The organism is Pseudomonas maioricensis (assembly GCF_022790535.1).
GTDB lineage: Bacteria > Pseudomonadota > Gammaproteobacteria > Pseudomonadales > Pseudomonadaceae > Aquipseudomonas > Aquipseudomonas maioricensis.
Genome location: NZ_LOHG01000003.1, coordinates 164,046 through 176,784 on the forward strand (window position 1 = coordinate 164,046; position 12,739 = coordinate 176,784).

General features: G+C 58.1%; 13 protein-coding genes and 1 riboswitch. Of the genes, 7 read left to right on the forward strand and 6 right to left on the reverse strand.

The features are described from left to right. Positions 1-114 precede the first annotated feature (114 nt). The 5 genes from AUC61_RS06100 to AUC61_RS06120 all read left to right on the forward strand — a co-directional run bounded on the left by AUC61_RS06100 (position 115) and on the right by AUC61_RS06120 (position 4,534). Positions 115-744, forward strand: a complete 630-nt coding sequence (locus AUC61_RS06100; protein WP_243244991.1) for a DUF1780 domain-containing protein — start codon at positions 115-117, stop codon at positions 742-744. Next, positions 741-1,250, forward strand: coding sequence for an MOSC domain-containing protein (locus tag AUC61_RS06105; protein WP_243244993.1), 510 nt, complete (start codon positions 741-743; stop codon positions 1,248-1,250). The genes AUC61_RS06100 and AUC61_RS06105 overlap by 4 nt, the downstream gene beginning before the upstream one ends. Positions 1,251-1,278: 28 nt before the next feature. Further along, positions 1,279-1,452: a DUF3094 family protein gene (locus AUC61_RS06110; RefSeq protein WP_243244995.1), complete on the forward strand. Its 174-nt coding sequence runs from the start codon at positions 1,279-1,281 to the stop codon at positions 1,450-1,452. Positions 1,453-1,524: 72 nt separating this feature from the next. Further along, on the forward strand, positions 1,525-2,823 hold the full coding sequence (locus AUC61_RS06115; RefSeq protein ID WP_243244997.1) for an NAD(P)/FAD-dependent oxidoreductase: 1,299 nt from the start codon (positions 1,525-1,527) through the stop codon (positions 2,821-2,823). A gap of 211 nt (positions 2,824-3,034) precedes the next feature. Next, positions 3,035-4,534, forward strand: coding sequence for a methyl-accepting chemotaxis protein (locus AUC61_RS06120; protein ID WP_243244999.1), 1,500 nt, complete (start codon positions 3,035-3,037; stop codon positions 4,532-4,534). 154 nt (positions 4,535-4,688) lie between these two features. Here AUC61_RS06120 and mntP read toward each other — a convergent pair whose 3' ends face one another. The 6 genes from mntP to AUC61_RS06150 form a co-directional block, all read right to left on the reverse strand. Then, the gene (gene mntP / locus AUC61_RS06125; RefSeq protein ID WP_122662884.1) at positions 4,689-5,255 is read right to left on the reverse strand and encodes a manganese efflux pump MntP; all 567 of its coding nucleotides are present in this window, start codon (positions 5,253-5,255) and stop codon (positions 4,689-4,691) included. Beyond that, positions 5,254-5,431: riboswitch (yybP-ykoY riboswitch) on the reverse strand. (Overlaps the previous gene by 2 nt.) Before the next feature lie 243 nt (positions 5,432-5,674). Continuing rightward, positions 5,675-7,708: an LTA synthase family protein gene (locus AUC61_RS06130; RefSeq protein ID WP_243245316.1), complete on the reverse strand. Its 2,034-nt coding sequence runs from the start codon at positions 7,706-7,708 to the stop codon at positions 5,675-5,677. Positions 7,709-7,731: 23 nt separating this feature from the next. Next, positions 7,732-8,361 (reverse strand): hypothetical protein, encoded by a 630-nt coding sequence (locus AUC61_RS06135; protein ID WP_243245000.1) that lies wholly within the window; start codon positions 8,359-8,361, stop codon positions 7,732-7,734. Then, complete coding sequence (locus tag AUC61_RS06140) at positions 8,358-9,656, reverse strand: sialidase family protein (RefSeq protein ID WP_243245002.1); 1,299 nt, start codon at positions 9,654-9,656, stop codon at positions 8,358-8,360. Before AUC61_RS06140 ends, AUC61_RS06135 begins: the two co-directional genes overlap by 4 nt. Positions 9,657-9,694: 38 nt before the next feature. Further along, positions 9,695-10,240, reverse strand: coding sequence for a cytochrome b/b6 domain-containing protein (locus AUC61_RS06145; protein WP_243245004.1), 546 nt, complete (start codon positions 10,238-10,240; stop codon positions 9,695-9,697). Continuing rightward, positions 10,240-10,509, reverse strand: a complete 270-nt coding sequence (locus AUC61_RS06150; RefSeq protein WP_027900126.1) for a PepSY domain-containing protein — start codon at positions 10,507-10,509, stop codon at positions 10,240-10,242. Before AUC61_RS06150 ends, AUC61_RS06145 begins: the two co-directional genes overlap by 1 nt. Before the next feature lie 169 nt (positions 10,510-10,678). Between AUC61_RS06150 and AUC61_RS06155 the strand changes: the two genes are divergently transcribed. Then, a complete protein-coding gene (locus tag AUC61_RS06155; protein WP_243245007.1) occupies positions 10,679-11,338 on the forward strand; it encodes a response regulator in 660 nt (219 codons plus the stop codon). Further along, positions 11,338-12,739: ATP-binding protein (locus AUC61_RS06160; RefSeq protein ID WP_243245008.1), on the forward strand; the 1,402-nt coding region annotated here is incomplete at its 3' end. The genes AUC61_RS06155 and AUC61_RS06160, both read left to right, overlap by 1 nt.

Genomic DNA, 12,739 nt, shown 5'->3' on the forward strand with positions numbered 1-12,739 from the left:
TCCTCATCAATTGGCAGACCCAATCGCGAGCAAGCTCACTCCTACCTGTGCTGGATTAGCAAAAGCGGCAGCAGCATCTTCCAGTTGTAGCTATTAGAACGCTAAGCTTGGCCCATGGATGACTCAGACTACCTTCGCCTGCTAACGATCCAGGCCGAACAAGCCAACGCGTTTCTTTCCAATGCGCGAAAGTGGGAGCGTGAGCGATGGGTTTGTGAACGTTTACTGCAAGGTCTGAACATCCCGCATCGTCACGAAGACTTCACCGCTGCCGGACAGGAACCGCCGGATGTGCTGTTTCGCGACGCCTGTTTTGAAGTGTTTTTTGTTCTGGATGAAGGCCGTCGGCTCAATGACGAGTGGCGCGAAGAGCTCGCACGAAGACGGGGGGCATTTTCCTTGAGCCAACTGGTGCGCCGCGAAGCCAAGCCCAAGCGCATTCCTGCCAATGAGCTGCTGCAACGCCTGGCACCGACGCTGCGCAAAAAAGCCCACAACTACAACGAGCGCGGCATTGATCTGGGTGAACTGGATATCATTGCCTTCGCCAGCCTCAAACGCGAAGTGCTGGATTTGAACAGCCATTTCCCACCGCCCACCGAGTACCTGCGCCAGGGCTGGCGTTCGCTGTCTCTGGTGGGGCCGACCTTTGCCCGCGTGCTGTATGCCCATCCCGGCGCACCGGATTTTCTGCGGACCAATCTGGGCCGCAGCGTGGTTTTCGATGTTGGAATCAGTTTATGAGCCCTCTGCAAGAGCTGTTGGCCGACGTGCCACAAACCGGCCGGGTACGCTGGATTGGCGTACGCCCCGAGTCGCGTGGCGACATGGTTGAACTGGAGGCCGTGGAAGCGCGTCGCGAAGCCGGACTGACCGGTGACCACGCCCGCCCCGGGCCACGCAATGCACGCCAGGTGACGTTAATTCAGTGGGAGCACTTCGCGGTTGTCAGCTCCCTGTTGAGCCGCGCTGAAGATCAACCCATCGTGCCGCAAGACCTGCGCCGCAATCTGGTGATCAGCGGCATCAATCTGTTCAGCCTCAAAGGCCGTCGTTTCAGGATCGGTCAGGCGATTCTGGAAACCACCGGCTGGTGTCAGCCCTGCGCCCGGCTGGAGCAACGACTGGGCCATGGCACCTTTCAGGCCGTACGTGGACATGGCGGAATTACCGCGCGAGTGATACAAAGCGGCATCATTCGTCTAGATGATTCGTTGCGGGTCGAACCGCTCGAACTGATTGCCGAATAACACCGTTGCCCTCTTTTCTGAGGCTCCCATGTCCAGTCGCCTGAAACCCGAAGACCAAAAGCGTGTCGAAGAGTACCTGCAAGCCCCCCAGCATCAAGTTGAGCGCCGGCCTTTCCGGCCGTGGCTGCTCCTGATCGTGGTGGTTGCAGTGGTGGTTGGCCTGGGCCTGTTGAGCCGATTGTTGAGTTATCTGACGCTATGAGCAGCATTAATTTAGCGCTCGCGCAGATCAACTCACTCCCCCCGAATTCCTTAAACCTTATGAGATATCCCTATGACTCATCGTATTGTCATCGTTGGCGGCGGCGCTGGCGGTCTGGAGCTGGCCACCCGCCTGGGTAAGACCCTGGGCAAAAAAGGCACGGCAAGCGTGACCCTGGTCGATGCCAACCTGACTCACATCTGGAAACCGCTGCTGCACGAAGTCGCGGCTGGCTCGCTCAACTCTTATGAAGATGAGCTGAACTATGTGGCCCAGGCCAAGTGGAACCACTTTCAGTTCCAGCTCGGCAAAATGACCGGCCTGAACCGTGAAGCGCGGCAGATTCATCTGGCGGCTACCCTTGATGAAGACGGTCTGGAACTGGTTCCGGCACGCAGCATCGACTATGACTCGCTGGTGATTTCGGTAGGCAGCACCACCAACGACTTCAACACCCTGGGCGCAGCCGAGCACTGCCTGTTCCTGGATTCTCGTAAACAAGCCGAGAAATTCCATCAGCAACTGCTCAACCACTACTTGCGTGCCCATGCCGGGCAAAGCGACACCGCCCAGGAAATTACCGTGGCGATTGTCGGCGCAGGTGCGACCGGGGTGGAACTGGCCGCTGAACTGCACAACGCGGCTCATGAGCTGGCGGCTTACGGACTGGGCAGGATCAAGCCGGAAAACCTGCGTATCACGGTGATCGAGGCTGGCCCACGCGTCTTGCCTGCCTTGCCGGAACGCATTGGCGGCCCGGTCCACAAGACTCTGGAGAAACTTGGCGTTACGGTGCTGACCGATGCAGCCGTGAGTGAAGTGACTGCAGATTCGCTGATCACCGCCAGCGGTCTGGTGATCCCGGCCACGCTCAAGGTCTGGGCAGCCGGTATTCGGGCACCGGGTTTCCTGCAGGAAATCGACGGCCTGGAAACCAATCGCATCAACCAATTGCAGGTGCTGCCAACGTTGCAGACGACTCGCGATGAAAACATTTTCGCTTTCGGCGATTGTGCAGCCTGCCCGCAAAAAGGCTCGGACCGCAATGTTCCGCCCCGCGCCCAGGCCGCGCACCAGCAGGCTTCGTTGCTGGTCAAATCGCTGCGCTTGCGCATCGAGGGCAAACCGCTTCCGGACTACAAATACACTGACTATGGTTCGCTGATCTCCCTATCGAAGTTCTCGGCAGTGGGCAATCTGATGGGCAACCTGACCGGCAGCGTCATGCTTGAAGGCTGGCTGGCGCGGATGTTCTACATCTCTCTGTATCGCATGCACCAGATGGCTTTGTACGGCATGTTCCGCACGCTGATGTTGATGCTCGGCAGCCGCATCGGCAAAGGAACCGAGCCGCGCATGAAGTTGCACTAAAGACTGACAAGCCCATCCCTCTGTAGGAGCTGCCGAAGGCTGCGAAGCATCCATCCTGATTGACCGCCATCGCAGCCTTCGGCAGCTCCTACAGGTCCGATGCCTGTCGCGAGACAGCATCGGTGATGGCATACCGCTTCTTTAGTCCCATAGACGCAGGCATACTCGGCATTCATGCGGTTCCATGAAATGGATGTTGAGGATTTGCGCTATGTCGACGGTGCCTCGCTTTACCGATCATTACCGTAAAGCCGACCGCATCATGCTCGGGCTCCTGTGGATATGTTTTATCTACGCACTGGGGCTGGCGACTATTCACTCAACCTTCGGCCAGGCCGTTCTGGTCGGCGGCGGCGCGGCCATTGCCATGACTGCGCTGTATCCCGTCTTGCGTGGTACCCGCTTGTTTCGTTGCCTGGCGGGCGTTGCCCTGATGGTCATGTCGGGCTTGCACATCAATCAGACTCAAGGCCTGATCGAAGTCCACTTCGGTATTTTCGCGCTGTTGGCGGTACTGACGTTCTACCGGGACTGGCTGCCCATTGTCGTGGCTGCCGCGACCATCGCCGTTCACCATTTACTCTTCCATGTGCTGCAGCATTCAGGTTATCCGGTATACGTGATGCAGCATCACGGCGGTTGGGATGTGGTCTTCATCCATGCCGCCTATGTCGTCGCTGAAAGCGCCATCCTGATTTATCTGGCGATACACAGCCATCGCGAAGCCAGCGAGAACCAGGACCTGCTGGACAAAATCCTCCAGGCCGCCGCGCGTCTGGATAAAAGAGCAGGTGTCACTGAAAGCCGCGTCGGCATGCACTCCTCCCAGCGCTTTGACGAATTCCTCGCGTTGATCACCAACACCGTTGGTGGCGTGATTCATGAAACCAGCGGTTTGAGTGCCATGGGTCGTCAGTTATCGGTGGCAGGCGAAACCCTGGACAAAGGCGCGCAGCAGCAACTGGCAGAAATCACTCGCATGGCTCACTCGATGCAACTGCTCACTACAGCCCTGGACGACATCTCACAACACGCCAGTGAAGCCCATCACGGCGCCAACAAAGCCAACGATCAATTGGTCAAGGGCAAGGAGTCGGTTGATAAGGCGAGCAAAGACATTGCCAACCTGGAATCTTCAATCAGTGGGGCTAACCAGAGCGTGCAGTCACTGGCCGACCAGGCAGAAAAGATCGGCAAGGTTATTAACGTTATTCGCGAAATCGCAGAGCAGACTAACTTGCTGGCCCTCAACGCTGCTATTGAAGCTGCCCGTGCCGGGGAGCAGGGCCGAGGATTTGCAGTGGTCGCCGATGAGGTTCGAGGCCTGGCGCAGAAAACCGCAGGCTCGGTGGAAGAGATTCGCCAGATCGTCGAATCACTACAGAAGGAAAGCCGCACCGCAGCCGACTCGATGCGTAACAGCGGCGAAGAGGTTGGACGCTGTGTCCAGGCCAGCCAACTGGGCTCGGAACTGTTGAAAAGCACCGTCGCTGATGTGCTGGAAATTCATCGCCTGAACGTATTGATCGCAGGCACCACCGAACAGCAATCCGCAGCATCGGTGGGCATCAACGATCGTCTGACGACCGTTCACGCAATTGCACAAAACAACGCTACAGACGTGATCACCCTCATCCAGTGCAGCGTAGATCTTTCGCCAATGGCGACCCGGCTTCAGGCGCTGGGCGCAGCGTTTGCGGTAAAAAAATAGCTGTAATTTTTGAGACTCTACCTCTTTCTGCCGCGCTGTCTCGCGGCAAATACTGGACCTGTAGGAGCTGCCGGAGGCTGCGATTGCGGTCTGCCAGGATGAATGCTTCGCAGCCTCGCGCTGCTCGTCAGCTCCTACATAATGCTCGTATTGACTACGCAGACAGGTGCTCATACAAGATTGTCGCGCCGACCAGCATCAGTACGACGCCGCCCACGATCTCGGCACGCTTGCCGACCATCGTCCCCAGCACCCGGCCGAGCATGACGCCGATAGTCACCATGGTCATGGTTGCCAGACCGATTGCAGCCGCTGCGACCAGAATATTCACATCAACAAACGCCAGGCCAACCCCGACGGCCAGCGCGTCAATGCTGGTTGCAAAAGCAGTGACAGCGAGAATCAGAAACGAATGCTGCCCGGCTTTTTCCTCAGCCTCGTCTTCCTCCGGCTTCAACCCGTTATAGATCATATGCAAGCCGAGGATCAGCAGCAGGGTAAAGGCAATCCAGTGGTCCCAGCTTTGGACAAAGCTGCTCGCGGCACTACCAATGGCCCAGCCAATGACGGGCGTGATGGCTTCAATCACGCCGAAAATCAGACCGGTGCGCAGTGCTTCGATAAAACGCGGTTTGTGCAGGCTGGAGCCTTTACCGATGGCCGCCGCGAAAGCGTCCGTGGACATGGCCAAGGCAACGAATATGAGGGAAATGGGGCTCACGGTTTACTTCCAGTCGGGCTATGAGTCAACGACACATCCACACGCCCGACTTTAGGCATGGATATGTCGCTGGTCTCGCCAACCAAAAGGTGTTCGTACCACGGCTGCTGCCGAGAATGTTGATACGAACGCTCCTGAGATAACTCAGCAGCAGGCTACTCCCCAACGAAGGTGGGCATCATACCTGTTAAGAGCATGAAAATATCGTCAAACGTTTCACGGTTTTCAGGCAGTACTCGATTTCCATCGAGCACCATTATTCCAGTGGGAGCCAGGCTTGCCCGCGATAAGGACACCTCGATTCTGCAGGTAGATCACCTAAACCTTATCGCGGGCAAGCCCGGCTCCCACAGGGAAAATACATTTCAATTCAAGCAATCGGGTTGCAGTGAGCAAGCGTGACATCGCCATGCCCGGTCTCACTGCACATTCCGATACAACATCAATCGCGCGCTTTCATGCAGCCCGAGGGTCAACGTACGCAAGCGACTGAACTCCTCCGGATGCTGACCGGCAACGTTTTCCAACGGGGTTGCCGAGGCCAGGTCGTGCAGCGTCGGTGACGTACCGTCGTGTTCCATCTGCAGGAGGAAATGCCGGGTCACGCCACCAATTAACGGGAACGTACCTTCGCGCAGTACCAGCGGCACGACACGTTCACCTTCCGGCGCAGGCTGCTGGATATCCCGCCCCATGGCGCCGTTGCTGAACGGAATGCCTGCCATACCTGCCACGGTGGGCAACAAGTCTGCCAACCCGACTGCCTCCTCAACCACCTTCGTCCCTATCAAACCTGGTGCGTGGATCAACATCGGCACGTTGTTGCTCTCCAGGCCTAACTGTTCAAAGGCCGGAGGCATGTGCGGGATCTGGCTGATACGGGTGTTGTGGTCGCCAAACAGAACAAAAATCGTGTTCTCGTAGTAACCGCCCGCCTTGGCCAGCTCCATCAGCCGCTCGATATTGAAGTCCAGCAAGCGCACCGCATTGTATTGCTCGACGCTGCGCGAGCCCGCTGCCTGCACTTGTTCAAGGCTCAGGTTACTGACTTCAAAGCCGTCGTTGTCCTTGGGAATGGTAAACGGCCGGTGATTGCCTGCCGTCTGCAAATAGGCGAAGAACGGCTGGTCCTTGGGCAGCGCACGCAGGATTCGGTCGCCTTCCTTGAACAGATCCAGATCGGAGATCCCCCAGACATCCACCACAGGCGAATGCCAGTCACGCTCGTCATAAAGCCGAATGTCGACGATGCTGCGGCGGATCAGAGCATTCATGTTGGCCCAACCGGAATTGCCGCCAATCATGTACAGCTTCTCGTAGCCCTTGAAGTCGTTGATCAGTGTGTTTTGCCGGGTCAGCATCGGGTGTCGGGTCGCGGTTTCCTGACGGGTCACATCGGGCACCCCGGTAATGCTTGCCCATACAGTTTTGGCCGTCCCCGTAACCGGCACATAGAAATGCCGGAAGAACCAGCTTTGCTTGGCCAGCGAATCCAGATTGGGAGTCGGGTTGAGCGGGTTGCCATACGCCCCCACAGCACTGGTGCCCAAGGACTCCAGCATGACAAACACCACGTTCGGCGGCCGCGTGGCAACGACATTGTAAGGCTGCACATCTTGCTGACGCGTGAAGGTCAGGCTTTGCGGGTCTGGTTTATCGACGCCCAGATAATCAGCGACCACTGGATAATGCTCACGCACCACGTCTTCGTCATACCGCGATTGCCCGACTTTGAGCGTGTCATAGAGAAACAGTACCGGGTTCAAACCCAACGCGGCAATCTGACTGTTGCCCGAGAAGAACGCATCGCTCCAGCGCAGCGGAACCGGATTTTCCAGATTGAGGTTTTCAACCCGTCCCAGCAGCCCCAACAACGTGGCCAACGTCACGAGCACTGCGCCAAACGCGACGGACCAACGCTTGATCGGCCTGGCCTGACGCTCAAGGGTCAGCCGCTCCAGCCCGATGAAGGCCACGATTATGCCCCCAATACCGGTGAGCCAACTCGCAGTGATCCACAGCACCGGATAAGTTTGCCAGAGCATGTCCCGGGAAATCTGCGCGTCGTCCAGATAACGCATAACGCTGGCGTTGATCCGCACACCCAGATACGCGTAATGCCCGAAATCGACGATGTAAACCAGAGTGACCAACGCCAGTACGACCGCCAGATACACCCGCGCCAACCAACGCACCGTCTTTATGTTCAGCAGGTTCCAGCGAGGAATCCACAGCAGCACGACGAGGGGCAACGCCAACAACAAAGCCAGACGCAAGTCGAAACGGAAGCCGATACCCAGCGTCTGTGCGACTGTGTTGTCAGTGCTCAGACTGGCAGGATCAACGCCGGAGAAACCGAAGAAAAACACCAGCCGCAACACACTCAGCAGCACGAAAAACAGCACGGTCACGCCCAGCCAATACAGCAAGCGCCGTGATTGCAGCCACCCCATTTTCATCCCCTTGAACGGTTTACTCACAAGCCCGAAACCGGCTTGCCGTTTGATAGCGTTAATGGCTGGCGACTGCGCCAGCGACGATAGATGCCACGCACGACCATCACCACCAGCGCCACACAGCAATACAACGCCAGCAACGGGTCGATCAGGTAGTCCCAGTAATTTTCCGAAGGTTTGCCGCGCACCGCGAAGGCCAGTGTTGCGCCTGCCAGCATCACCACACCCAGGCCATTACGCAGGTACAGCAAGCCGAAAGCGATGACAGCAGTGGCAACGATCAATGGGCGCGGATTAAATCCCAGTCGATAAGGATCGCTGTAGGTCAGGCCCAATGTGGCCGGATACAGAACCAGTGCCAACGCAGCAAAAACGATCACCACGACGGCGCCAGGTCGAGCCACTCCAGGCAGTTTCATACCCAGGCGCTGCAAGCTGAACCAGACAAGAACAATCGCGGTGGTGATTGCCAGATCATCAGTAAAGCTGCGTACGTAGGCCGCCAGCGAAAGACCATTGAGGCTGACAAAGCCTAAGGCTGAAAATCCCGCCAGAATAATCAGGCGTGACTTCAGACTCGGCGCCAACGACGCAACCAGAAGGAACAGCGCCAGACTGAAAAACAGATGGGCTTGCCACAGAGAGATCACAGTAATTGCTCCGCCAGCCAGGCCTCATTGAAGCTGACGTGCTTGATGAACGTGTTATTCCACGAGTAAACCAGGTGATACAGCCCGTCAGGGCTGCGGATGAAGTACGGGTATTCATACTCAAAATCGCAGCCTTGGGGTGAGCAGACACGCTGGTCGAGATTGCTCAGGAACTGCTCCTCCAGCGAATGACGGCGCACGCCGCTGGACGCGCGGAAACCCTCGCCGATGATTGCCTTGTAGGCATCAAAGGAAAACGGATTACCAAGGGGATCGGGGGATTTATCCAGATCGATCACCGAGGTCCAGTGATCCATCTGCTCGTCCGTACCGTACAGGCTCAGTTTGAAACGGCCGTCGCGCAGGTCATTCAGCGCAACCAACAGGCCGCGATCAGGCGTGCCGACCGCAGCCAACGAGGAATTGGGATTGCTTGGCGCAAGGGGCAGCGGTTCACTCCAGGTCTGGCCGCCATCTTCGGTGCGGCTGGCGAGCACTTTGTGATGGGTATTGCCCGCGTAACGCAGCAGAGCGACCGCACGCCTGTCATCCAGCGGCACCACGGTTGGCTGCAGGGAGTTGGTGCCTCGGCTGATGCGGAATTTATCGATCACATCGCCGTTGGCGCTCAGGTACAGGTATTCAGCAAACTTGCCCAGAAACTCGTGGTAAACCGGCAGGCCGATCGAACCGTCGGCGTGAAACACCGGCGCGGCGCGCACCAGGGTGCTGATATTAAGAAAAGGTGAAGTGACTAGCTGACGTGGCTGCGACCAGTTCTTGCCCATGTCCTCGGAGACCATCACGTTGACTGAACTGCCTGCCCAGCCGCCGACCGACACGGAGACATAGAACAGCCACAAGCGTTGGTCCGGCGCCAAAGCAACCACCGGGTTACCCAGTTTGCGGATGTATTTGCCGGTGCCTGTCTGGGTGGACTGACGCGTCGCCAACACCTGTTCATCGCCCCACTCGCCTGAGCGTGCATCAAATCGTGAGGCGCGGATTTCGACATCGCCCGCGCCCTCACGGGTGCCCGCGAACCAGACCGACATCAGGTCACCGCCGGGCAATGCAGTCACCGCCGAAGAGTGAACAAAGTCATCCAGATCAGACGATGCGAAACGAGTGTTGTAGCTGGCTTTAGCCGCAACACCTGAAACCGGGGCCACCGCAGCAGCGACCGCAAAACCTGCCAGGGTGTGCTGCGGATGGCTGAACCAGGCGCCGAGAAAAACCAGCGCAAGCGCAAGGCCCGCACTCAAGACAGGTACATTGAAAGAAGTCAGTCGCATGGGTAGTGATCACAATCGCGAAGGCAAAATGTCTGGGTTCAATCACGTGACTCGTCGGCAAGCGACCGACGCCGACCGGTGATCATCGACAACGGCAGGTTGTCCTTCACCTGATAACTCTCAAACAGTGCTGCCGCTATGTGCAGGCACACCACCAACGCCAGGCCGTCAGCCAGCGTTTCATGAATCTGCTGAGGCCAGTCTGCGCCCCACAAGGCATCCACTTCGGTCATCAACCATCCCGTCAGACCGATAGCAAAAATCATCGCCATCATCAGCACCATGACCAACGCGCCCAGCGGCGAGTGGCCCAGCCGATGTTCCGGCTGACGCCTGAGCAGCGAACCCACATGGGCCCGCAAACGCGCAGGCGTCGGCCAGAAATCGGACCAACGCGCACTGCGCGGCCCGATGAAACCCCACACCACCCGCGCCACCAACCAGGCCACCGCGTAGTAACCCAGCCAGACATGCCAATCGTCACCGGCTTCATTGAAGAAGTAGTTAGCGACGAAAACACCGGCCAGAGAAATGTGGAACAGCCGCACCAACGGGTCCCACAGGCGTAGGGTTGGCCGAGTCATCAGCCCTTGATCTCGGTCTTCACGGCTTTGCCGGTGACCGGATCGTGGTAGATCTCGACTTTGCGTTTGTCTTTGTCGAAACCATAGATTTCGTAGCAGTTGCCGTCAGTGACTTTGAACTTGCTGATCTCGTAACCCTGAGCCTTGAGTTGCTCCTGGAATTTGCCCTGATCCTGCCAGGTGGAGCGTTCGGCGGTGGTGCATTGTGGACCGGCAAGGGCCAGCGGGCTGGCGAGCAGGAAGGGAACCAGCAACAGGACTTTACGCATGGCAGACACTCGTAAGAACTAAGGAGCCGCCACTGTGCAAAACGAAGCTTAGCGAAAGCTTAGGACGCAACAGCCCGTTACATCTTCCCCGACACAAGGCTCTGCCCGAAGCGCTGACGCAGCGGCATGATGTGCGCCTTTACCGGCCAAAACCAATACGGAACACCTTATGCGCCTGCTCCTTGTGGAAGATGACCGTGCCGTGGGCCAGGGCATCCGCGTCGCCCTCGGTAGCGAAGGCTATACGCTAGACTGGCTGCAAGACGGCGCAAGCGCATTGCACGCCCTGCGCAGCGAGCGCTTCGATCTGCTGCTGCTCGACCTTGGCCTGCCGCGCCTGGACGGCATCGACCTGCTGCGCCAGATCCGCGCGGAGCAACAGTCTTTGCCGGTGCTGATCCTGACTGCACGCGACGGCATGCCGGATCGCATCGCCGGTCTGGACGCTGGCGCTGATGACTATCTGGTGAAACCGTTCGACGTGGATGAGCTCAAGGCTCGGGTTCGCGCGTTGCTGCGGCGCAGTCAGGGCCGTGCGCAGCCGTTGCTGGAACATGGACAAATCAGCCTGGACCCTGCGACCCAGCAAGTCAGTTTCAACGGCATCGAAATCGCCATGACGCCGATGGAGTATCAACTACTTCACCAACTGATGATCAGGCCCGGCAAAGTCGTGACCCGTGAGCGTCTGTCGTCGACGCTGTACGGCTGGCAAGACAAGGTGGAGAGCAACACACTTGAGGTGTTGATCCACAACCTGCGCAAGAAACTCTCCGCAGAATTGATCCGCACCGTGCGCGGTGTGGGCTACCGGATCGAGACTCTGTGATGAGCTCAGTTCGCGCACGCATACTTATCCCCGTGTTGCTCCTGTTACTCATGGGCGACCTGACCATCAGTTGGTTGGCGCTACGTGACAGCCACCATGAAATTGAAGAGGTGTACGACGCCCAGCTCGCGCAAAGCGCACGCCTGCTGCAGGGCGTTTTGCGCCAACGGCCTCCAGGCGAAACCGACCTCAATCGTCTGTATCAGGCTTTCGACGAAGCCATGAGTCGAGTGGGCGGCGGTGAAGCCGCACATCCTTATGAAACCCGTTTAACGTTCCAGATCTGGCGCAGCTCCGGGGAACTGCTGGTGCGTTCCGCCGAGGCTCCGGAGCTGGACGGTCCGCCCGTTACCGAAGGCTCACATGACTTCCTCAAAGACGGCAATGACTGGTGTGGCTTCCTGCTGGTCGACGCACAGCAAGGACTGTTGATCTGGGTTGGCGAGCGCGACGACGTGCGTCAGGATCTGATTCAACGCATTGTCCGGCACACCCTGTGGCCCACAGTGATTGGCGTGCCCCTTCTGGCGCTGGCGATCTGGCTGGCTATCGGCTGGGGTCTGCGCCCTTTGCAATTCATGGCCAGTGTCATCCGCCGCCGTGAGCCGGAGAGTCTTGAATCTTTGGCGCTCTCGCCACTGCCAAAAGAGTTGGAGCCGATGCAGACAGCACTCAATCGTCTGCTGATCCAGATCGAAAATCTGCTGGAGCGGGAACGACGCTTCATCGCCGACGCTGCTCATGAATTGCGTACCCCGCTGACCATCCTGCGCATCCACGCGCAGAACGCCAAACAGGCGCAATTGCCAGAGCAACGCGAAGAAGCGCTGGATTACTTGGTGCATGGCGTCGACCGCGCGACGCGTATCGCCAGTCAGTTGCTGACCATGGCGCGACTCGAGCCGAAGATTAACCACAACGAATTGCAGACCTTCGACCTGGGCAGCCTGGTACGTGAGGAACTGGCAGAGCTGACTCCACTGGCGGCCGAGAAAAAGGTTGAACTGGTATTTGATGGGATCGAAGACTTCCGGCTACACAGTGACCCCGCAGCCATTACCGTCGCTTTTCAGAATCTGCTGACCAACGCGCTTAACTTCGCCCCGGCCAACAGCGAGATCCGCGTCATTCTCGACCGCAGTCACGACGGACAGGCCGAGTTGCGCGTCGAAGATTGCGGGCCTGGTATCGACGAAAAGAACGCACCACGCCTGCTGGAGCGCTTCTACAGCAACGGCCACAGCAACGGCGCAGGACTGGGATTGGCGATCGTCGAAATGATCGTGAAGAAACTCGACAGCAGCCTGCAGATCGGAAACCGTCCGGATGGCGGGTGCTGCGCACAATTGCGGCTCTTGAGACCTGATGCTGTCGGTCCTGTCCCGATGGATGCCACCGCGC

Excerpts from the sequence above, each read along its gene's own strand:
- AUC61_RS06100 (WP_243244991.1), top strand. The coding sequence starts at position 115 with ATGGATGACTCAGACTACCTTCGCCTGCTAACGATCCAGGCCGAACAA.
- AUC61_RS06105 (WP_243244993.1), top strand. The coding sequence starts at position 741 with ATGAGCCCTCTGCAAGAGCTGTTGGCCGACGTGCCACAAACCGGCCGG.
- AUC61_RS06110 (WP_243244995.1), top strand. The coding sequence starts at position 1,279 with ATGTCCAGTCGCCTGAAACCCGAAGACCAAAAGCGTGTCGAAGAGTAC.
- AUC61_RS06115 (WP_243244997.1), top strand. The coding sequence starts at position 1,525 with ATGACTCATCGTATTGTCATCGTTGGCGGCGGCGCTGGCGGTCTGGAG.
- AUC61_RS06120 (WP_243244999.1), top strand. The coding sequence starts at position 3,035 with ATGTCGACGGTGCCTCGCTTTACCGATCATTACCGTAAAGCCGACCGC.
- AUC61_RS06130 (WP_243245316.1), bottom strand. The coding sequence starts at position 7,708 with ATGGGGTGGCTGCAATCACGGCGCTTGCTGTATTGGCTGGGCGTGACC.
- AUC61_RS06140 (WP_243245002.1), bottom strand. The coding sequence starts at position 9,656 with ATGCGACTGACTTCTTTCAATGTACCTGTCTTGAGTGCGGGCCTTGCG.
- AUC61_RS06145 (WP_243245004.1), bottom strand. The coding sequence starts at position 10,240 with ATGACTCGGCCAACCCTACGCCTGTGGGACCCGTTGGTGCGGCTGTTC.
- AUC61_RS06150 (WP_027900126.1), bottom strand. The coding sequence starts at position 10,509 with ATGCGTAAAGTCCTGTTGCTGGTTCCCTTCCTGCTCGCCAGCCCGCTG.
- AUC61_RS06155 (WP_243245007.1), top strand. The coding sequence starts at position 10,679 with ATGCGCCTGCTCCTTGTGGAAGATGACCGTGCCGTGGGCCAGGGCATC.